Raw genomic sequence first — 21,550 nt, forward strand, 5'->3', positions numbered from 1 at the left:
TGTTTTACCTGCCATACCTATACCTATTTGCCTCTGATGATCTCGACCGGATCTACCCTGCTGGCCTTGCGGGCCGGAAAGAAACCGGCAAAGTACGTGGTGATCAGCGAAAAGGCGCCACCAATGAAATAATACATCGGATCGTAATTCACCGGATATGTGGTGATGGTAGGCAAGGCGGCCGTGTTAAACGGAATGCTGTCGATGACAAGGGAGAACAGGAAGCCGAACAGCAGCCCCAGCACACCCCCGAAAAAGCCGATGCTCATCGCAATGACCAGGAACACCAGGTTCACATCACGACCCGAAAAACCAGTTGCTTTTAAAATGGCAATCGAGTCCATCTTTTCATAGATCATCATGTTGAGGATGTTGAAGATACCGAAGCCCGCCACGATCAGCAGCGTGATGCCTACAGCGTAGGAAATGAGGGAGCGCACGTTGCTTCCGGTCTCAAACTGGGCATTGGCGGTCTGAATGTCCTCGGCATCTACCTGAAAAAGCTGCGCATACTCGCGGGCAACGGCCGGGGCCTGCTCCAGGTCATAAAGCTTCACCTGGATATCGGTCATGTAGTTGGCCGGTTTGCCGAGCAGTTTCTGGGTGGTTGCAATAGAGGCGTAGCTCTGCACCTTGTCAATCTCCTGTATGCCTGACTGGAAGTAGCCGACCACCTTCAGCGAGAAGCGCTCACCCTGCGCCGTCGTCACCTGCACCACATCGCCAATGTCGGCCACCAGTATGTCAGCCAGGCCCTTGCCCAGAATGATGCTGTTGGCCACGTTTTTGGCGTCGATGGGATTGCCCGCCGTCACGTAGTCCTGGAAATTGAACAGGCGGCTTTCCTCCTCTACGTCCACCCCGTTGATCATGCCGGTAATGTCGATGGTGCCTTCGTTGAAAAAAACCTGCGCCAGGAGCTTGGGGGTGGCACCCAAAACCCGCTCATCGGCCTTCACTGCCTGCAGAATAGGGCCGCTGTTGTAAATCTCCTGCCGGGTGATGCCGGCTTTCACCGAGCTGATGAAGTTATAGGAGTTTTTGTACTGCTCCGCCACATTCACCGGCTGGTTTTCGCTGGGCTTGATCTCGTTGTAGAGCCGCACGTGCGGGGTCCGGTTTAGGATGAGGCCATCGAGCAGGTCGTTGAGGCCGTTCATGAACCCGAGCAGCGTGATGAACATGGCGATGCTGAAGGTGACTCCTACGGCAGCCACCAGCGTCTGCCGCCAGCGCGCCAGCAGCATGGATTTCGCAATGCTGAATATGAGTTTAAAATTCATCGCTAGGGTTTCACGATCACATCATCTTTTGACAGGCCATCCACGATCTCCACTTTCTGGTAATCTTTCAGCCCGGTCTTTACCGGCACGCGCTCTTTCTTCTCATTCAGCACAAACCCACCGTCTACCAGGTATTCACGGGGTATGGTCAGGGCATCTTTTTTAGCACGGATGATGATATTGGCTTCGGTGGTCAGGTTGGGGTATATTGCCTCTGGTTTGGTCACAAACTCCGCGTCCACGGTAAAGGAGCGTGTGCGCTCGTTCATGGCCGGGTTGATCTTGGTGATGCGCCCCTCAAACACCTGCCCTTTGTAACTGTCGAGGTTGAGGAGCACCTGCTGGCCGGGCTTCACGCGGGCGATGTCGTATTCGTCCACCTGCAGCTCCAGCACAAATTTATCGGCGTCGCCCAGTACCGCAATCGGCACCTGCGGACTCACCAGCTCACCTTTCTCGCGCAGCACACTGTATACCTTGCCGTTGGTCTCGCTCTTCACGGTATAGTCGTCGCGCATGGTTTCGCTTATATGCAGGTTTTTCTGAGACTGGCGGGCGGCAAAATCGAGTTGCTTTTTGAGGTCGTTGTAGCGCAGCCGGGCAGAGCGGTAGGAAGTCTGTGAGTTTTTGAAGGCCAGTTCGCGCTGCTCCAGTTCCACCCGCGTACCGATCTGGTTGGCCCACAGGTTGCGCTGCCGCACCAGCAGCAGCGAGTCGTTTTGCATGCGGCTGCGGGCCAGGTCAATCGATTCGCGCAGTTCGGCCAACTTCTCGGCATTGGCACCAACGCGGGCATATTCAGCGGCCAGGCGGGCGTTCTCTGTGTTCAGCCGGGCCGCCTCATTATTGATCCGGACCAGCGTTTCGCCCCGCTGCACGGTGTCGCCCTCGGTCACCAGTATTTCCTCGATGATGCCGCTTACGACCGGGTATACCTGGTACTGATTGCGGCTCTTCACCACGCCCGAGGCATACACGGCTTCCGAGATGTTCTCCACGGTTGGCTGTGTGGTTTCCTGGCCGTCTCCACAGGAGGTGAAAAAGACCAGCAGCAAAAGCAGTTGTAAATAGTGTTTTATTGACATGATACCTCAAACGTAAAAGACACTATGCAGCAGCAGCACTTTCACTCGATCCATTCTTACGTATGCCTGCCCGATTTTGTAAACACCAGCTATACCTGCCGTAAGCCGGGGCGGAAAGGTGCTGCGCTTCAAATGTACTACATTCAAAACATGATTTCATTATTTAAAGTAAGCTATGATGTACGAAGCACCCTTACTGACAAGTGCTTCTTTTGGAAATGACGCAGGTCATCAGAAGAGTGTGTCGCTCTTTCGAAATTTGTTGGAATGTAAATCTTCAACTTAGACAAATAAAATTATGAACGCAATGACAAATGATCAGACAAAACTGTTCGATGGTAAGGTGGCACTGGTAACAGGTGGCTCATCGGGCATCGGCAGGTCGGCAGCGCTGCTGTACGCCCGCGAAGGGGCTAAAGTAGTGGTGTCCGACATTCACGAGGAGTCCGGCATGCAGGTCGTGCGGGAAATTGAGCAACTGGGCAGCCAGGCTATTTTTGTAGCGGCCGATGTCTCCAAGCCGGCAGACTGTGAGCGCATGGTGCAGCAGGCCGTCGAGAAATTCGGCCGGCTGGATGTTGCCTTCAACAACGCAGGTATAGGCGGAGAATCCAATACGATCGGCGACATGAGCATCGAGGGCTGGGATAAGGTGATCAGCATTAACCTGAACAGCGTGTTCTACTGCATGCACTTCCAGATACGGCAGATGCTGCAGCAGGGCGGCGGTGCCATTGTCAACAACTCCTCCATCCTCGGGCAGGTGGGCTTTGCCAACTCAGCCGCTTATGTGGCCGCCAAGCACGGTGTGGTGGGCCTGACCAAAAATGGTGGACTTGAATACGCTTCCAAAGGTATACGCATCAACGCGATTGGGCCGGCCTTCATCAAAACCCCTTTGCTGTCCGGCATGGGCGAGGAAACGCTGCAGTTCCTGACATCCAAGCACCCGATCGGCCGCCTTGGGGCACCGGAAGAAATAGCAGAGTTGGTCATCTGGCTCAGTTCCAACAAGGCTTCTTTCGTATCGGGCGCCTACTACGCTGCCGATGGGGCCTACCTGTCACAGTAAACGCTCGTACTACTTACAGAATACCTCCTGCTACATAATTCAGATACTCACCTTGTATTGGAATTATAACGTCCTGTGCCGGCTTTCGCCGGCACAGGTATAGACCTCAAGCGAACATGAGTGTAACAGAAGAGAAAAGACCTGCCATAACTACCCTATCATCAAACAATGCCCGGGACTGGCATAGCTTGGCTCCCCGGGAGGCGCTTGACCTGTTGCAGGTCGATCCGAAACAAGGCCTGACACAAGAGGAAGTCACCCGGCGCCAGGAGCAGTACGGCCGCAACATCATGACACAGAAAAAGCAGCAGAGTGCACTCGTGCTTTTTCTGCTGCAGTTTCACCAACCGCTTATCTACATCCTGCTCCTGGCCACAATCGTTACGCTGCTGCTGGGCGAATACATCGACTCCAGCGTTATTTTCGGCGTTGTGCTGATCAACTCCGTCATCGGCTTCATACAGGAGTCGAAGGCGCTGGCAGCGATCGATGCCCTCTCCAAAAGCATGTCGGCCAAAGCCACTGTGCTGCGCGACGGAAGCAAAAAACAGATTGATGCCTCGGAGTTGGTGCCCGGCGATATCGTGCTGCTGCAATCAGGCGACAAGTTTCCGGCAGATGTGAGGTTGGTGCAGGCCCGCGACCTGAAAGTGGATGAATCGGCCCTGACGGGCGAGTCGGTGGCGGTAGAGAAGCATACCGAAGCCGTGGCAGCCGACGATGTGCTGGGCGACCGCTTTTCGATGGGCTTTGCCTCCACGGTCGTGACCTATGGGCAGGCAACCGGACTGGTCGTGGAAACCGGCGACAAAACCGAGGTAGGCAAGATACAGGAATCCATTTCGAGCGCCCAAAACCTGGACACGCCGCTCACTATCAAGATAAAAGAGTTCAGCCGTTTGTTGCTGTGGGTTATTCTGGGGCTTTCGGCAGCTGTCTTTTTGGTGGAGTACCTGCGCGGAGCCGATCCTGCCGATACCTTTATGCTGGCCGTGGCCCTGGCAGTGGGCGCTATACCGGAGGGTTTGCCGGTGGCCGTTACCATTATGCTGGCGCTGGGTGTGTCTAAAATGGCCAAGCGCCGCGCGATCATCCGCAAGCTGGTAGCCGTGGAAACACTGGGCAGCACCAATGTGATCTGCTCCGACAAAACCGGTACGCTCACACAAAACCAAATGACGGTGCAGCAGATCATGGCTGGCGGCGAGAAGTATACCGTAACCGGGCTGGGCTACCGCCCCGATGGCGAGATACAACAGGATGAAAAAACCGCTGAACTGAGCAGTAACCAGGCGCTGGAACAATGCCTGAAGGCCGGCTTGCTTTGCAACGACAGCACAGTGAAAGAAACAGACGGCCAGTGGCTGATAGAAGGTGACCCAACGGAGGGAGCACTGGAAGTAGCCGCCCGAAAGGCAGGTTTTGAGAGACGGGAGCTCGAAGACCAGCAACCCCGCCAGGACGCCATCCCCTTCGAGTCGGAGTACCAGTACATGGCTACCCTGCACGGCGGCGAAAACCCCGTTATATACCTCAAAGGCTCGGTAGAGGCCATGCTCGAGCGCTGTAGCCAGGCCCTGTTGCCGAGCGGCGAACAAGGCGATCTGGACAAGCAATCCATAGAAACGCAGGTGGAGCAAATGGCCAGCGAAGGCCTGCGCGTCCTGGCTTTCGCCATGCTGCAGGCAGGCAACGGGCAGTCGCGTGTAGACCACGAACACACCAGTTCGGACCTGGTGTTTCTGGGTTTGCAGGGCATGATAGACCCGCCGCGCAAAGAGGCCATGGAAGCCGTTGCTCTGTGCCAGCGCGCAGGTATAGATGTGAAAATGATCACCGGAGACCATGCCGTGACTGCCGCCGCCATCGCGAGCCAGATAGGCTTGAAGGGAAATCAGAAAAATGGGCAATTGGTCGCCGTAACGGGTAAGCAACTACAGCAGATCGGAGACCAGGAGCTGCCTGACATTGTGGAGAAAACCGCTGTTTTTGCCCGTGTGGCACCTGAGCAGAAACTAAGGCTGGTAAAAGCCCTGCAGTCGCGTGACCGGGTAGTGGCCATGACGGGAGACGGCGTAAACGACGGCCCGGCGCTGAAACAGGCCAACATCGGCATTGCCATGGGCATTACCGGCACCGACGTGGCCAAAGACGCCTCCGACATGGTGCTCACCGACGATAATTTCTCTTCTATAGAGGGCGCCGTGGAAGAAGGTCGCGGTGTGTTCGACAACCTGACGAAATTCATCGTCTGGACACTGCCTACTAATTTGGGTGAGTCGCTGATCCTGCTGCTGGCTGTGGTGCTCAACTCGCAGCTGCCGATGCAGCCCGTGCAACTGCTTTGGGTTAACATGACCACCTCGGTGCTACTGGGGCTTATGTTGGTATTCGAACCCAAAGAGCCCGGCATCATGGACCGGCCTCCTCGCCCTACCGACCAGCCGCTGCTCACCACAAAGCTCATCATGCGCACCCTGCTTGTCGGCTTCCTGATGCTTATTTCCTCCTACGGGCTGTTCTTATATGAACTAGACCAGGGGGCGACACTGGCCGAAGCTCAGACGGTGGTTACGACGGTGTTTGTGGTGGTAGAGTCCTTCTATCTGCTCAACTGCCGCTCGCTGGTGCGGCCGATCGGTCAGATTGGCTGGTTCACCAACCCGTGGGTGTATTACGGCATCGGTGCCATGTTCCTGGTCCAGGCGCTTTTCATATACACGCCGTTCATGAACATGCTCTTCGGTTCCAGTCCGCTGGATGGGATGCAACTGCTGCGCATTATCGGTGCGGGCGCCCTTGTGTTCACCATTGTGTCCATTGAAAAACAGATACGCTTCCGGCTGGCTGCCCAGAAACGAAAGGCCGCCCCAAAGCGTGAACAACTGGCATAAGCTATACCTGGGTGAAGGGGGTGCTCGGAGTGATCGTTTTAGTTTGTAGCGTCTACCTTGGGTTGATGGGATTACTTTCATTTCAGCAGGAGAACCTGATTTTCTTTCCGGAAAAACTGCCGGCAGACTATACCTTCCGTTTCGACCGGGAGGCTGAGGAAATAACCATACCTGCGCCGGATGGTGTGCTGCTGCATGGCTTGCTTTTTCGGGCCGACCAATCGAAAGGGCTGGTGTTTTACCTGCACGGCAACGCAGGCTCGGTGGCCAGCTGGGGTTGGGTGCACCAGGCCTATACCGCACTGGGCTACGATGTGTTTGTGCTCGACTACCGCGGTTACGGCAAAAGCCAGGGAGAGATCAGCAGCGAGAAGCAGTTTTACGCCGATGCCGAGGCAGCCTATCTGGAACTGGCGAGCAGGTATAGCGGTCAGCAGCTCGTGGTGGCGGGTTACTCTATTGGCACGGCCGCAGCAGCGCGGCTTGCAGCCCTGCACACCCCCGGCCTGCTTTTATTGCAGGCTCCTTATTACAGCCTCTCGGACCTGATGCAAAGCCTGTATCCTTTTGTGCCGGGCTTTTTGCTTCGCTACAAGTTCGAGACGTATACCTATGTGGCGCAGACCAAATCGCCCATCGTAATTTTTCACGGGGAGCAGGACGAGATCATTTACCCGGGCTCATCCGGCAAGCTGAAGCTGCACCTGAAGCCAGGCGATCGGGTAATACTGCTCAAAGGACAGGGACACAACGGGATGAACGAAAACCCCGCCTACCGGCGCGAGCTGGCACGGGTGCTCAACAACTTTCCTTCTGCGGCGCAATGAGCGTATACCTGGACAGGGGATCGTAATGCAATGCTATACCTAAGTCAGGCGTTACAGCAGTAAGAACAAAAGAAAACAAGAACATAAAGTAAACACAGCATGGAAGGCGTATTTAACACAACAGGTCGCACCAACATACCGGATTCTTATACCTATACCCCGCAAAACGAGCAGGAAGCCTGGATTGCCATTATGCACGCCTGTGTGGCCGTGGATGATAATGTGGCAGACGCTGAACTGGATGAAATGGCACAGACCCTGGCTGACCGGGCGCTGTTCGAGGGGCACGACATCATGGCCTACAGCCGAAACGTGTTTTACGCGCACGTGCAGCTCGGCAGCAAGATCCTGATCGACAACTCCGTAGACCTCGTTTCGGAGGAAAACCGCCCCGCCCTGTTTGCCCATACCATCCAACTGGTGCTATCGGACTGTGTGGTAACGGAGAAAGAGGAAGAACTGATCAAATACCTTTACTCTGCCCTGGACCTGAACGAAAAAGAAGCGCAGGAGATTGTCCGGGATGTAATGCTCCGCAACAAGCACAAAGTATAGCAGCACAGCACGCTATACCTTGTAGCCAAAGCCCTTGGCTATACCTGCGGCAGGGCCAAAAAGCCTATCCGTCAGGTATAGCTGGCGGTTCGCTTATCGGCCCGGCCTCCCCTACCCATGGCTGCATCAATGCTCCAGATTCCCGCTCCGCGTGAGGCCATGTACAGGAACAGAAAGCAGTACAGCAATGCCAGCTCGCCTTTGTTGATCAAGGGGTTCCAGTGCTCGGGGAAGTGCGCCATAAAGAAAGCCACCGCCATCTCACCACTGGCAATAAAGGCTGCCCAACCCGTAAGGAGACCAAATGCGATCATCAGGCCGGCGACCAGTTCTATTATGCCGGCCAACCCCATCAGCGAGGCAAGTTCTACGGTGCTGCCATCGCCGGGCCAGCCAAAAAGTTTTTGAGTGCCATGCATGGCAAACATCAGGCCGGCGACTATGCGCAGAATGGCATAGAGGTGCGGGCTGTAAGGTCCTAAAAATCTTTCCATCGTGTATACCTTTAGTTCCGAATAAATTTACATAAACTACTGTCAGGCAAATATTTAAACAAGACTATAAACGATAAACCTGCTATTAGGTTAAAGAAAAATATTGGAACATTACTATTCTGAAGAGCGGCAATCAACTGCCCGATAAGCCTGCATTACTTCAACTCCGAAAAGGCCGTGTCGATCTGGTACTGCTCCAGCACATCGAGGAACTCGTTGCGGAGCACAAGCGAAATGTCTTCCCGCTCCCGCCGGTTGCTCAGTTTCACTTTGTATTTTTCCTGATCACGCACCAGCATCAGGTGCTGCTTGCTCTGGCTCTCCTTCAACGACAGCGTGTCTTCCTGTATCTGCTCGATGCGTTTCTGGTTGTTTCCGAAGAGGATGTTGAAAATGTTAATGTCCATGCTCAGGTGCGCATCGCCGCGCATGGTATAAGAGCCCCTGAGGTCGAAGGACGAGAGGTTGTTGTTCATGCTGAAACCAGGCGCGACAAACTTGTTCCTATAGAGCACAAAGTCGGCGTTCACATCCTCAAAGAAAAGATGCTCGGTGCGCTCTTTCCGGATGAAGCCCAGCGCCTCCTGAATGGGTTTGATATCGATGAGCTCCATGCCGCGGAACGAGGCATTGCTGTAGGCCACCGTACGATCGAAACTCGGGGTAAAGGTGTCGTCCAGCTTGGTGTAAACGGTCAGGTTACAGTCTGCTTTCCCTTTTATGTTCTGGCTTCCCAGCATGTCCAGTTCCATCTGCTCGGCAACGGCAAACAACTGCTCAAGGTCCACGTCCTGTACCTGCGCCTTCAACCGGACCGGAATCGTATCGGAAGGCTCGTTCAGGTACATCATGCCATGCGAAAAGATCTTGCCGCCAATGGCTTCCAGGTATAGCTTATCAAGTTGCGCCTGCTCGCGGTTCATGCGCGCTTTTATGGCCAGATTACTGCCCCTTAGGTACTCGTATTTCAGCTCCTGTGCCTCCACGTGCAGGCCCAGGTCGTATACCTTCTCCCGCAGCTTTGCGCTCATCGCGTTGTCCGGGTCCTTTTCCGGCAGTTCCTGTGGCTGGTCGGCGGGCAGTAGTGTTTTCAATGCGGCGAAATTCTGCATAAAGGCCTGCAGGTCCAGAAAATCGTACTGCAGCGCTACGTCCAGGTAGGGTCGGGTGAGTTTGGAGCTGAGCAGGTAAAAGCCGCCATGTGCGGTGGCCGTGCCGCCCTTGGTGGTCTTAAACCGCATCGACTGCATGGTGACGTGGCTCTTGTTTTTTTGCAGGCGTACCGACAAGCCTTGGAGGTCTTCTTTGCCGGGCAGGTCGATGTGTTTCACACGCAGCAGCAACTCCACTTGCTGCAGCGGCATCAGGAAATCCATGTTCCCATCCTTGTTGCGCTTCGCTTTTTTGCCTCCACCCGCCGAGCCGGCAATTGCGTTTACCTGCTCCAGGCTGGTCAGGTCCAGCGTATCCATTTGCGCGGCGAGCTGTATGTTGGCCGTGTGCAGTTTTCGGTTGTCGTTCGGGGCTGTCACGTCTCCGGTCACCATAATACCCTGCGAGGTCAGGCCAACGTCGGAAAGTGTGAGGCGCCGGCCGTCGCTCCGCAGCCTGGCGCGCATGTTCTGTATGCGGGCTTCCGCCAGGTTCAGCTGCTGGCACTCCAGCCGCATGTTCATCCTCAGAAATCCGGGCAGTATCGTGTTTGTCATTACAGCCGGGCTTGCCGAGGCCACTTGCCCACGGCCTGTTTTGGTTGCGGGCTGTAATTTCAGCCAGTCGGTATCCACCTGTTTCAGTTTCACGGCCCCTCTTACGGTCACGGTCTTTTGCTGCCCCAGCAGGTAGTTCACCGCATCGCGCACAGATCCTTCTACCGAGAAAGGCTTGCCGCCTATGTTGCCGCCTATACCTTGCAGCCGCAGTTCGTTGCCCGCCAGCCTCGCCTCGCCGTTCAGCTCGGTGAGGGGTACGGTGAGCTTTGCCGGCTGAAAACCGACATCCTGCAGACGAATAGCCCCCTGCCACTGCAGGTCTTGCTCCCGCATGCGGTCCTCGCCGGCATACACGTTTCCCATAATCGTGACGTCCCCGGTCAGCACGCCACGCGGCAGGGTAAGGTAATCCGGCGGCATCACCTCTGCCAGGCTGTCCAGGGTATAGCTTCCGCTGATGCGTGCATCCACAAAGGGTTTGGTAAAGTCCGATATCCTGGCCTTGAGTTGCAGGCTGTCGTTGCCGGTGCGCACCGCCAGGCGATGCAGCGTAAACGAGCTCGACTCAGGGGAATGTTTGGGGCCATTGTCCAGCAGGCCGGCGATCTGGATTTGCGACAGCGTGATGCGGCTGGTAGGCCAGTGTAGCTTGCCGTCCTGCAAGGCAAAGTGGAGTTTGTTTCTGGGCCGCTTGGTAGGACCGGAGTGGCCGGCTATGTGGTAGTGCAGTTGCACGCGGCCCTCGCTCTGTACCTGCCGGAGCAGCGGAATTGACCGGACCGAGTTCATTTGGTTGAGCAGAAAGAAAAAAGGCTGTTCTCCCTTAAAATGCAAATCCAGAAGTGCGCCCGGCTCATCCGACATCTTCTGGTGTGTGCCCGAGATCAATACCTCATTCTTATTCAGGATAGCTTTGCTGCCTTCGATTTTGCCCAGCTTTTTCGTGAGGTCGTAGGTATAGCGTGCGTCGGCCGTAAATGCATTCTCCTCGAAAAGGCGTAGATCGCGGCTGCTGATGTAGTTTATCTTGCCTTCCAGTTTGCCTTTTATGTGCAGGATCTTGCCATTGAGTGCCGCTGCCAGGTCCGAATCGAGTAGTTGGATGGAAAGTGCGCTTGCTTTGTAATGGTTCTCGCTCATAAACCGGGCATTCCTGATCCTGACATGTGGGATGTTCAGGGCGAAGTCGCTTGCCTCCTCGCTTTGCTTGTTGCCCTTCCCAAAGTTCAGGCTGCGCTTGTGCCCCGTGGAATCCACTTGCTGGTGCAGGCTAAGGCCATCGAGGTATACCTTACTGATGCGAAGCCGGCCATAGGGCCATTGCAGAACGGGCACCAGCACTTCCGCATGCTTCACAGCCAGCACCTCCAGGGGTTGGGCGCTGCTGGTGTCTTTTAGCGAGATGTTGTCGAGTGTAAGGGTCAGGTATGGAAAATTCCTGAAGTTGGAGATATTGGACTGAAAAGGCGCCAGCACCAGCCTGGGGTCTTGGGTAAGGGTGGTTCTGATGAGTACGGGTAGCTTGTCCTGGTAGAGCGGGGCCAGCATAAACTGAGCCGCCAGCACCAGAAGCAGTACCAGTGAGATCACCAGCAGAAAGATCTTAAGGAAGAGGCGCGTTTTCATAAAATTGTATGGCCAGACCGGAAGACTGATGTCCGGTTTGCTTCTCCTTAAACTCACTTTGCACAAGAAAGTTCGCCCCGTTCATCCAAGCCCGAACCCCCTGTGTTATATAGGCTTATGCTATATCAGCAGCTACAAAGTCTGAGACAGGGGCAAACGACCTAAGGCAGTAGAAAAGTGCACGCTCCGGAATGCCTACTAACCTAAACCCTCCCCTTGTCCGTACAAATGATTAGCCCTTGCGCATTGCCGGGGTGCTTAATTATGTTCTACCAAACGAAAACAAACCATGAGCAGCAACAATAGAAATATCTCCGAAGATCCGAATTCAAGAAAAGGCGAAGGTGTGAGCGGACTGGGACAGGGCAAGCAGACAGGACCTGTAGCTGGTGGCGCCGACAACACCCGCGGCGAGAACAAGCCGAGCCGTGAGGGCAGCAGCGGCGGTGCCAAACAAGGCAAAGACAACCCACGGGAGCAGAAAAGTCCGCAGGGTTCCAATGCCAACCCGACCACGACCAGCCGCGGCGCTGACAGCAGCGACAAAGAGTTTCGCAACAACCAGCCGAACCCAAGCACGATCACGGACCCGAATATGAAAAACAAGGAGCGCAACAACTAAGGCTATACCTGTGCCTTAAATGAATAAAGCCCTGGCAATTGCCGGGGCTTTTGTTTTGTTCCTGATGAATCGGCTATACCTTACTTCAGTTCATCCAGCACCACGTACATTTTCTTCACCAGCGACGAGGCTGAACCGTTGTAGTTGTTCACCAGGAACGAGAAAAGGTACTCCCGGCCGTCTTTGGCTTTGTGGTAACCGGTATAGCCTTTTACGCCGCGTATGGTGCCGCTTTTCATTTTCATGTTGTTGAAGGTGGGCAACGAGGCCAGGAAACCCGGATACCAACTCTGGTGCCGGGCATGCAGCAGCATCTGCACCTGTGCATGCGTCGTCACGCGGTTGAGCGGCGACAAACCCGAACCATCTACCATGGCCAGTTCAGATTCGGCAATCCCTCTGTCTTTCCAGTACTGGCGTATTTTGCTCAGTCCCTGGCGGGTGTCGCTGGTGTTGCCCTCGCGGTATGCAATTGTTTTAACCAAGGCCTCGCCGTAGAGGTTGATGCTTTTGCGGTTGAACCAGTACACCAGGCTGTCGAGGGGCGGTGACAAAACGGTATGGAACAAGGTATAGCCTTGCTGCGGTATGGCGCTGTGCTGCAACACGGCCTGCTGCGGCATGCTGATGCCCAGGGTGCGGAGTGTATCGGCCAGCATGCTCACAAACTGATTGGTACCGGAAGGCAGCGCCCCCGAAATCTTGAAACTATTCTCGTTGACAGGTATAGTACCCCGGATGGCGGCAGTGCTGGTGCCCACCGGAAAGTAAATATAGGCGTTATCGCCGGTGCCCGCCGCTGCGGAGGTGAGCTCGGAGCGCAGGCCGTAGCCGTTGAGGCTGGGCACCGTTTTCACGATCGAAACCGGCTCGCCGATCTGCTTGCCCGACTGCAGGATCACATCGTACTGATTCTCGCGCCAGTTGAGCTTGGCTGCCCCGGCCCCATAGTAGTTGGCAATGTCCTGCCACATCCACCCGTCGGGCACAGTTTCTTCGTTCCAGCCTTCATTCTGCACCACCACTTCATGCACCGTTTTAATGCCAGCACGCTGCATCGCCTGCACAATCCCTTTGAGCACAGCATCTTCGCTGGTCTCCGGCCAGCGCCAGCTTCCAAATGTAGGGTCACCGCTTGGCGTGATGAGTAGTGAAGTCTGCTTCCCGTTTTTCCGGAGGGCAAACTTTGTTTCGTAGCGATAGGACTTGCCCATTAGTTCGTAGGCGCTGATGCTGGTGATGAGCTTCATGGTGGAGGCCGGCGCCAACCCGATATTGCTGTTCCGGTCGTAAACTACCTGCCCGGTTTGTGCATCGACCACATACAGCGAGGCAATGCCATTCTGCATTTGCGCATCGGCTTCGAATTTCTGAAAAGCGGTGGTTAGTTTAGTTGTTGCAGTCTGCGCCCAGGCTTGTTGGAGCGCCAGGAAACAGGTTATAAAAAGGGTGAGGTGAGTGATACGGGTTTTCATACCCAAAAATTAAGCATTTCTGCCGGTTATCCCCAAACCTAAAAGCAAAACGGCCGCTTATTGATAGGAATAAGCGGCCGTTTTGTTTTCTATTGGCTTTCTCTACCAGTCCTGGTGATCGCGGTATCTGTTGCGTTCGTTATAGCGGTGCTCGTCCTCGGAACGGCGCTGCTGATTGTTCCCCCAGTTGTTGTAGGCGCTGCGCTCCCGGTCTTCGTCGCGGTTGTTATATTGGGTAGTACCGTAGCCTGTGTCGCGAAACTCGTCGAAGCTGCGGTTGTAACCTCGCTCGCCCCTCTCTTCGTTTCGGTAGCCAGACCTTGACTGATTGCTGTCCATGTAGCCGGTACCACGGTAGCGGTTCTCGTAGTCATCGTTCATGCGGCCGCGGTAGTCGTTGTTGCCAGCACCGCTGTAGTTCTGACGGCTGTGCTCGTTGTGATCGTAATAGTTGCGATCGCCGCCCATGTGGCCCGGTCGCTCACGACCCGACATACCGTAGTTCGATGGTCCGTAGGCTGAGCCGCCGCCGTAGGTGCTGCCCCCTTCGCCGTAGCGTGTACCGCCACTGAAGTCGCCATAGGCACGGGCGTCGGAAGTTCTGCGGTTGCGTTCGTACCCATATCGGTCGTCGTTATACCCGCTGCCTTGGTTCCGCTGACTGCGGGAGTGGTAGCGGCCATCAGAGCTGTTCATGTCATCGGGGTTGTAGCGCGACAGGCTGTGGGTGTTGCCGGTGCGGGCGTTGCCGTGCTCGTCGAAGTCGGCGTAGTGGTTTTTGCGGGAACGATCGTTCTGCGCGTTGTTTCTGTTCATAGCTTTGTTATTTAGGTTAAAACACTCCCTCTCATAACGCAGCAAAGCGACGCATGTTCTTTTCCGCTCTTCTAAAACACCTCCACCGGACCTAAACCAAAGGCCACTGTTGTGGTCAATTCCAGCATCTATAGGTATAGATCAGGCTACAGAAGCACTTTCATTCCTACAGTTTATGCAGCTGAAAGTACCCCAGGTGCAACTCGTCTTCCGGACCAGCTATACCTGCCGTGATCGAGAGGCTGTACTGCTGCTTGTCCTCGGCTGAGAGAATGTCCTTCACTTCGAACACCTCGTCTACGTCCACGCCAAACTTATCGTCGATGTGTGAATTGGCGCCCTTGAAGCCGGTGTGCTTGTAAAAGGCTGTTTCTTTCGCCTGCTTCACAGCACCTGCCTGATCCGGTGCAACAGCCAGCATCTTGTAGTGAAACTCATCGAACTCCCCCTGCTTGTAGCCGCCCAGGTTCAGGAAGAACAGCTTGTCGGCACCGGCAACAGCAGGTATAGCCGCCTTGGGCACCACCTTTATTTGGAAACCATTTACCCGCGTCACTTCCCGCCAGGCATCAATGTGAATATTGCCTTTCGCCTCCGGCCAGAACGCCTTGATAGCCGGCACCAGGTCTTTCACCTGCTCCCCGATGGCAAAGAACATGTCGTGCTGCTCCGTGTTGCGCCCCGCCGGCCGGCAGCCCAACATCAGCATAAAGAGTTTTGGGTTTTGCATTGGTGTTTTGTTTTTTTCTATTAGATAGTAGGTATAGGGCTGTTGTTTAATTTTTCATGTTAATGATAGTTCTTACCCAGGAAGGGGATTGGGAACAATTATCATCCCCTTGCTTCCTTCGAAGGGGAACTTTCTAACCTCGTTACTTCACTGGTATAGCCTAGTAGCTTTCGGTGTTTGGTCCCTACTAATTCAACACACCCCTGCCCCTCTCAAGAGGGGAATTTGATGCATTACCATGATCAGGTATAAGCGCTGTAGGATTTGACGCATACCACACGCACCACTGGCAGGTAAAGCAAGACTAACTTGCACACAAACTATGAAACAACTAGCAGTGCAAGGTGCACAGCCGACGATTTTTTGTCTGAGCGGTCAGCGAGTGGGGGTAGGGGCCCTCGATTCAAAATCGTCTTGATTTTTTTGCCTACTTTTTTCATCAAGGAAAAAAGTAGGTGCCCGCCGCACAGGCGAAGCTATAAAACTAAACAGATTAAGGAACAGAAAACAGAAGCAACGCTAGGTATAGTTCACGGCGTAGCTACACCCTGAACAGAGGCCCCACCTTAGCCCTCACGAGCGAGGTCGCTCGCGCAATCCCCCCCTTTACCTATACCCGATAATCGAAGTAAACGACACCTTCCGCATTGGCTGCCGCGATACCGGATTAATCGCTTCGACCACCCCTTCCGCTTTCAACGCCTCCAACGCTTCTTTGTAATTCCCCCGGATATAATTCGTGCCGATGTTGTGATGGCGGTAAATGCTGTCGATGGGCAGGTTGTGGTAGAAGGAGCGCTTGCCGGCCAGATCGGTGATCAGGTTTTTGATGGAGTAACGGTACTGCTCCTGAAACAGCGACAACTGGTGCTTGATATTGGCCCCGAAAAGCGGCACGCCGTCTTCCTGGTAGTCGCTGTACATGAGCATGAGCTCTTTCATTTTCATGTAAGGCGCATCGTTTTTCGACACAAAAAACAGGTAGTGGCTGGTCTGGTTCTTTTTGGGCAGACTGATCTTGAAGCGGAAGGTCTTGTAGTCCTTCTCTCGGAATACGTCCTCGAACTGATCCACCATAAAATCCTCGCGCTGGCCGGCATCCTGATAACGGTCGCAGAACTCGCGGATCTTCTGCAGGCGCTCTTTGCCGAACACATCGGCCATGATGCTGTCGTCGGTGGCGCCCTGTACCGCTGCCCGCAGCTTGGCTGGCGTGAAGAGCATGAACAGGTCGAGGCCCCAGCGACGCACCGACTGCAAAAGTAGCTGCTGCGAAAACTCATAACCAAAGGGGTCCAGGTATAGCAGCGTAGGCACATCGTTGCCGAGGAGTTTGGCGAGCGTTGCCAGACTGGCCTCTTCGTGCAGGAGCACGGGTTTGTGCTGCAAGTCCTGGTAATATGGCAGCTGCTGCAGGTTCTCCTTCAGGCGGGCGGTGACGGTTTTCTTTTCATCGTTGAAAAAAGTGCGCACTACCTTGTTCAGGTTATACTTGTCCGTAGCCCCGAAAATGCTGTTGAGCACGCGCACCGGTGTGGCGGGCCTGCCATCCTCCGGCTTGCCATCGCAGGCGTAGAGGTCGATGAAGGCCAGCACCGGGTTGGACTTGTAGCGCTGCCCCTGCAGCTGGGCACTGCACCAGGCCTTGAAAAACTCAACAAGCAGCTCCGACTTGATCTCGGCGCTGCTGCGCTGTTCTATAAAAAAATCGTTTGTATCGGCAGTAGACATGAACTATCGGTCTGTTGTGCCTGCCTGGCTGGTCTAAAAGGATGGATCCTATACCTGCCGGGAAAGCTAATGTTTAATGGAAAGGTAAAGTTAGGGCTTGTTTCAATTATAACCGTAATTTTGCAGCATGAAACTGACGGGCAACATTCTCAACATTAAAAACAAGCGCGACGACCGCCATGCAGGTATAGCCATTGAGGTGGACAAGGTCGAGTACGTGACCTACAAGAAGGATGGCAAGTACTTTCAGCCCTTCAACCTGGAGGTGGAACTGGAGGAGCCGATCGTCATAACAGGAGACCAACTGGCCCGCAAGCCGGACAAACACCTGCAGGAAGGCGAATACGATTTTGATGTGTATGACAAGGAGGACGGGGACTATGTGCTCAATGAGAGCAAGTTTCTGTCGGTGCTGCTGGTTTACGACGAATTTGAGCAGGAGCATGTGCTCTCGTCGGTGGAGTATACGGTCACGGTTCCGAACGATGAATTTAAAGTGCTGAAGGAAGAGCAGCACAAGCTCCGGCAGGCCCGCAAAGGCATGGGCAAAAAGAAAAAATAGCCGCCTTACCCAAAGGTATAAAAACAGAAAGACCTGCTTCAAGCATTGCTTAAGGCAGGTCTTTCCTTTTCATGTTCCGTCAAACATGGAAGCAATTCTTCCAAAAGCTTCTAAAAGCTTTAATTCAGGTTTACGCCTGTCTGAACGATAACATAATGTCTATACCCAGGTATACGCAAGTCGGCGCAGTAGGTTGATGTCCAAACACTTACTTTTTATCCATACCCAGGTAAATGCCATAGCCGATCAGGCCGGCACCCACCGCAAAGAGCACATACTGCTTCTGCTTGGTGTCGAGGCCGTTGTAGGTATCCAGCCCGAACTTACCCGGGTTCTTTATCACGTTCATGATCTCTCCCGGATTTTCCATCAGGTAGTTCAGAGGATTTGAGGATTTTGATGTATTGGTTTTCATGGTCTTTCTATTTTTTCCTTTTCCTTACGGGAACCGCGGTTTAATAGATCAGGAAAAAGCAGAAAAGCTATACCTGAATTGTCCCAAGCCAGCTAGCTTCCAGCGTCATAGCACCTCGCAACACCTCTTAACTGAGATCAGGCACGTGCTGTATACCTGCAGTTAGTTAGTTGCCGGTGCGGTTCAGCTCCTCCAGGGTGCTGCGCTTGCGCTCTTCGGGCTTTTCTCCTTTGCTGAACTTGTAGCGCAGCGTAAAGCCGACATTGCGCTGCCGGAAGTATTGGTCCCAGTCGCTCACGTTGCCTTCGCCCACGTTGGCCGCAATGATCAGGTGCTGTGTCTCGAAGATGTCGTTGGCGTTCAGGGTCAGGTCCAGTTTGTCGTCCAGGAAGCTTTTCTTCAGACCCAGGTTCACCCACCAGCGCGGGTCAATTTCGTAGAGAGCGTACACCCCCCGCCCCTGGTAGGTGCCGTTCACCTCAAGCTTAAACTGGAGGGGCAGCAGGATGTTGTGGTTCGATTGCAGCATGTAGTATACCTGGTCAGTAAGTACTGGTTGGGCATTTACGATCGTGTTGTATTCATTATAAGAAACGAGCAACGTGTTGTTGGAATCCCAGTTCTTCATGAAACGGACTGGAACGATCGCGGTGGCGCTCAGGCTATGCGATTTGTCCACGTTGCCGATGGAGTAAATGGTGGTGGAGGTCTCCGGTATAATAGCCGGTATCTCGGCGATCACGTCTTCGTTGCGCTGGTAGTTGAGCGCCAGGCTATATTGCTTTTTGTAGGTATGCGTCACGCCGATCACGTGTGTGTACTGCGGCCGCAGGTAGGGGTTGCCCTGCCAGTAGGTATAGGGGTCGCGGTACGCGAAGAAGGGGTTGAGCATCCCGTAGTTGGGGCGCTGCAGGCGGCGGCTATAACTGTAGTTGATGTCAAAGTCCTTGCTCACCGTCTGCTTCAGGAACAGGCTCGGGAAAAAATCGAGGTAGTTGCGCTTGGTCACCTGACCGGTCGTCAGCGACTCGCCCCGCGACTTTGTCCGCTCCGCACGCAGACCGGCTTGCAGACTGAACTTCTCGCTCAGTTTGCTGCTCCAGTTGGCGTAGGCGGCGTAAATATCCTCGTCGTAGATAAAGTGGTTGGTCCGGCTCAGGTCCAGCACCGGCACCTCGCTGTTGTTGAAGTAAAAGCGGGAATCGTTGTCTGACTCCACGCGGCTGGCCTTTGCCCCCAGTTCCAGCTTGCGGCCGCGCGAGAACATCTTGGTGAAGTCTGCCTTGGCGGAGTAAATGTTAAACTCGTTCGGGGTGCTGGTGTAGAGGAAATCCTGGATGATGGGCTGCTCGACGTTGAGTGAGTCGTAGTAGTTGTAAAAGTTCGCTTCCCCCTCGTTGGTGATCCGCACAAAGTCCAGGTCGGCGGTGAGTTGGGTACCCAGCGTGTCGAACTTGCCCAGGTAGTGGAGGTTGGCGTTTCTGTTTGTGAAGGTGTTGGTGTTGAAATTGTCGGCATCCACAAACAGGTTGGGTTGATTGGGGGCGTTGCCAATGAAGGTTTCCGTCAGGAAGTCGCCTTCCAGGTCGTTGGTGAGGTAATAGCCCATGAAACCGATGCTGTGCTTGTCGTTGAAACTATAGTCTGTGCCCAGGCGAACAGACGGTGGCCCCTGCACTTCAAAATTACCGTCGGCTACCTGGTCGAAATAAGTCGTGCGCTCCTCGCCCCGGAACACCCGGTTAAAGGTGGCATCGCGCCCTCCGGCACGGCGCACCCAATCCGCTGTGAGGAAAGAGTTCCAGGGACCGCGCTTGTGGTTGACCGTACCGCCGGTGCTATACCCGTATTGCTTGAAATTGTAGTTGGCACCGGCGTAGACGCTTCCGTTCATGCCCTGCTGCGTGTTCTTTTTCAGGTTGATGTTCAGGATACCCGAAGAACCTTCTGCGTCGTATTTGGCCGATGGGTTGGTGATGATCTCGATGTTGCGGATGTTCTCGGCCGACATGCCTTCGAGCAGCGAGCGCAGGTCGCGGGCGGAGAGGTAAGTCAGTTTCCCGTCCAGCATGATGGTAACTCCGGCCCGACCATTGAGTTGTATGTTGCCTTCCTGATCAATGAATACGCCTGGCGAAGTGGCCAGCACATCGTAGGCCGTACGGCCTGCCGCCAGCGCGGTGCCTTCTATGCTCACCACCATGCGGTCTGCTTCCTGCGTGATGGTGGGACGGAGTGTTTCCACCTTCACTTCCTTCAGCTGCGTAGCAGATGGCGTCAGTTTGATGTTGCCTACGCTTGCCTCCGGTTTTGCCGCACTTACCGCAACAGAGCCGATAAACCTTTTCTGATAACCCAGAAAGCTGATGGCCAACTGATAATTGCCGGGTGCTATACCTGCAAATGAAAAGCGCCCATTGGTATCAGTAAGCGCACTCTGCAAGGCCTGTGAGTTGCCTGACCGGAGCAGGGCAACTGTGGCATACTCAATGGGCTTGCCAGTGAGGGAGTCGGTCAGTGTGCCGGAGATCGTACCTGCTTCCTGCGCCCGTGCGGCACCCGAAACGGAGAGGAAAAGACATAGCATTCCCATCAAAAAAAGTACATTCTTTTTCATAGTCTGGAATATAATGATCGTATCGTTCTGCCTATCTCGGGATGGGGTGCATGCTAAAGACACAGCTTTTTGGTCGGGGTTGCATCCGGCGCCAAATTAATCTGAGCGTTTGCCTCGATTCGGGCAATGGAATTGAAAAAGCTTCGTATAGGGATCAGAAATCAAACTTTACACGCTTACCCATGTTCTTGTTCCAGCACCCCGCGCTTCTGCTCATACTTACAACTACCCTCTTCGAAACCCTCACATACCTGGACCTGTCCACGCTGCAACTGCTCAATGGCAACCGGGCAACCGACCTGGACTTCCTGCTGCTCACCCTTACCATATCGGCTTACGGACTAGGTGCCTGCGTGCCGCTATACCTATACCTGGTGGGTCATTTCAAAAAGGTGGTTTCACTTAAGCTGAAGGCCTACCAATATGTGTTTGCCATGGGCTTGAATATCCTGTTTATCGGCTTGCTGAAGTATACCGTCGATCGCCCCAGGCCCTTTGTGACGCACGACACGATTGAGCAGATCGCGGAGGCCAGCAGTCCCTCCTTCCCTTCCGGCCACACGGCGTATGCGTTCACGGCGGCCATCATGCTGGTACTGATGTTCCGCCACCCGTTGCTGCGCGGCCTCCTGCTGACCTGGGCCCTGCTCGTTGCCTACTCCAGGCTGGCACTGGGCGTGCACTACCCCAGCGATGTGCTCGGCTCCATGCTGCTCGGCTCTGCCGCCGCTTTCCTCTCCACCTACGCCTTCCGGAAGCACCGCGAGCAGTTTTTTGCTTTGCTCAAACGAAGCCGGAATCTGAGGATCATGCGGTAGGTATAGCAGGTGTGGGACTTAGCTGACTAAAAATTCAGAGTCCTTGTTGATTTGCCAGGCGAGAGTTGGCGAAGTGTGGGTCCCTTTCTGCAACATCCGTTTTTTGAAACGTTTAGTTGCGTTTATGTACGCTTATAGGCTTTTCCTATATTGGCAGGGAATCATCGGGGCTAGTTCCTGGCGCCAAGGATTACTGTATTCAAAATGGAACAACCA

The 21,550-nt window shown here is 54.4% G+C and carries 17 protein-coding genes; 7 read left to right on the forward strand and 10 right to left on the reverse strand.

What is annotated here, in order from left to right:
* Positions 1-23: 23 nt before the first annotated feature.
* Both BD749_RS04785 and BD749_RS04790 read right to left on the reverse strand, forming a co-directional pair.
* Positions 24-1,283 (reverse strand): ABC transporter permease, encoded by a 1,260-nt coding sequence (locus BD749_RS04785; RefSeq protein WP_101443209.1) that lies wholly within the window; start codon positions 1,281-1,283, stop codon positions 24-26.
* Positions 1,284-1,285: 2 nt separating this feature from the next.
* Positions 1,286-2,368 carry an efflux RND transporter periplasmic adaptor subunit gene (locus tag BD749_RS04790; RefSeq protein ID WP_245868727.1) on the reverse strand — a complete coding sequence of 361 codons (1,083 nt, stop codon included), beginning with the start codon at positions 2,366-2,368 and terminating at the stop codon, positions 1,286-1,288.
* A gap of 298 nt (positions 2,369-2,666) precedes the next feature.
* Between BD749_RS04790 and BD749_RS04795 the strand changes: the two genes are divergently transcribed.
* From BD749_RS04795 to BD749_RS04810, 4 genes are all read left to right on the forward strand, one after another.
* A complete protein-coding gene (locus BD749_RS04795) occupies positions 2,667-3,440 on the forward strand; it encodes an SDR family NAD(P)-dependent oxidoreductase (protein WP_245868729.1) in 774 nt (257 codons plus the stop codon).
* Between the two features lie 116 nt (positions 3,441-3,556).
* Positions 3,557-6,334 (forward strand): cation-transporting P-type ATPase, encoded by a 2,778-nt coding sequence (locus BD749_RS04800; protein ID WP_101443210.1) that lies wholly within the window; start codon positions 3,557-3,559, stop codon positions 6,332-6,334.
* A 65-nt stretch (positions 6,335-6,399) separates the two neighbouring features.
* On the forward strand, positions 6,400-7,161 hold the full coding sequence (locus BD749_RS04805; protein ID WP_101443211.1) for an alpha/beta hydrolase: 762 nt from the start codon (positions 6,400-6,402) through the stop codon (positions 7,159-7,161).
* 99 nt (positions 7,162-7,260) lie between these two features.
* Positions 7,261-7,716 (forward strand): tellurite resistance TerB family protein, encoded by a 456-nt coding sequence (locus BD749_RS04810; protein WP_101443212.1) that lies wholly within the window; start codon positions 7,261-7,263, stop codon positions 7,714-7,716.
* A 71-nt stretch (positions 7,717-7,787) separates the two neighbouring features.
* Here the strand turns inward: BD749_RS04810 and BD749_RS04815 are convergent, their stop codons facing one another.
* Both BD749_RS04815 and BD749_RS04820 read right to left on the reverse strand, forming a co-directional pair.
* Positions 7,788-8,210, reverse strand: coding sequence for a DoxX family protein (locus BD749_RS04815; RefSeq protein ID WP_101443213.1), 423 nt, complete (start codon positions 8,208-8,210; stop codon positions 7,788-7,790).
* 155 nt (positions 8,211-8,365) lie between these two features.
* The gene (locus BD749_RS04820; RefSeq protein ID WP_101443214.1) at positions 8,366-11,548 is read right to left on the reverse strand and encodes an AsmA family protein; all 3,183 of its coding nucleotides are present in this window, start codon (positions 11,546-11,548) and stop codon (positions 8,366-8,368) included.
* A 289-nt stretch (positions 11,549-11,837) separates the two neighbouring features.
* On the opposite strand from BD749_RS04820, the gene BD749_RS04825 reads away from it, so the two are divergent.
* Positions 11,838-12,170 (forward strand): hypothetical protein, encoded by a 333-nt coding sequence (locus BD749_RS04825; protein ID WP_101443215.1) that lies wholly within the window; start codon positions 11,838-11,840, stop codon positions 12,168-12,170.
* Positions 12,171-12,250: 80 nt separating this feature from the next.
* Here the strand turns inward: BD749_RS04825 and dacB are convergent, their stop codons facing one another.
* The 4 genes from dacB to tcmP form a co-directional block, all read right to left on the reverse strand.
* On the reverse strand, positions 12,251-13,645 hold the full coding sequence (dacB, locus tag BD749_RS04830; RefSeq protein WP_101443216.1) for a D-alanyl-D-alanine carboxypeptidase/D-alanyl-D-alanine endopeptidase: 1,395 nt from the start codon (positions 13,643-13,645) through the stop codon (positions 12,251-12,253).
* Between the two features lie 102 nt (positions 13,646-13,747).
* Positions 13,748-14,461: a hypothetical protein gene (locus BD749_RS04835; protein ID WP_101443217.1), complete on the reverse strand. Its 714-nt coding sequence runs from the start codon at positions 14,459-14,461 to the stop codon at positions 13,748-13,750.
* A gap of 166 nt (positions 14,462-14,627) precedes the next feature.
* Positions 14,628-15,191 carry a DUF1543 domain-containing protein gene (locus BD749_RS04840; protein ID WP_101443218.1) on the reverse strand — a complete coding sequence of 188 codons (564 nt, stop codon included), beginning with the start codon at positions 15,189-15,191 and terminating at the stop codon, positions 14,628-14,630.
* Between the two features lie 606 nt (positions 15,192-15,797).
* On the reverse strand, positions 15,798-16,922 hold the full coding sequence (tcmP, locus tag BD749_RS04845) for a three-Cys-motif partner protein TcmP (RefSeq protein ID WP_101443219.1): 1,125 nt from the start codon (positions 16,920-16,922) through the stop codon (positions 15,798-15,800).
* A gap of 127 nt (positions 16,923-17,049) precedes the next feature.
* On the opposite strand from tcmP, the gene BD749_RS04850 reads away from it, so the two are divergent.
* Positions 17,050-17,484, forward strand: coding sequence for a hypothetical protein (locus BD749_RS04850; protein ID WP_101443220.1), 435 nt, complete (start codon positions 17,050-17,052; stop codon positions 17,482-17,484).
* Between the two features lie 208 nt (positions 17,485-17,692).
* On the opposite strand, the gene BD749_RS04855 is transcribed toward BD749_RS04850, so the two are convergent.
* Together BD749_RS04855 and BD749_RS04860 are read right to left on the reverse strand one after the other, a co-directional pair.
* Positions 17,693-17,899: a hypothetical protein gene (locus BD749_RS04855; RefSeq protein WP_101443221.1), complete on the reverse strand. Its 207-nt coding sequence runs from the start codon at positions 17,897-17,899 to the stop codon at positions 17,693-17,695.
* 166 nt (positions 17,900-18,065) lie between these two features.
* Positions 18,066-20,516, reverse strand: coding sequence for a TonB-dependent receptor (locus BD749_RS04860; protein WP_101443222.1), 2,451 nt, complete (start codon positions 20,514-20,516; stop codon positions 18,066-18,068).
* Between the two features lie 182 nt (positions 20,517-20,698).
* Between BD749_RS04860 and BD749_RS04865 the strand changes: the two genes are divergently transcribed.
* On the forward strand, positions 20,699-21,334 hold the full coding sequence (locus BD749_RS04865) for a phosphatase PAP2 family protein (RefSeq protein WP_180336313.1): 636 nt from the start codon (positions 20,699-20,701) through the stop codon (positions 21,332-21,334).
* Positions 21,335-21,550: the final 216 nt, after the last annotated feature.

This window comes from Pontibacter ramchanderi, assembly GCF_002846395.1.
In the GTDB taxonomy this organism is placed as follows: Bacteria; Bacteroidota; Bacteroidia; order Cytophagales; family Hymenobacteraceae; genus Pontibacter; species Pontibacter ramchanderi.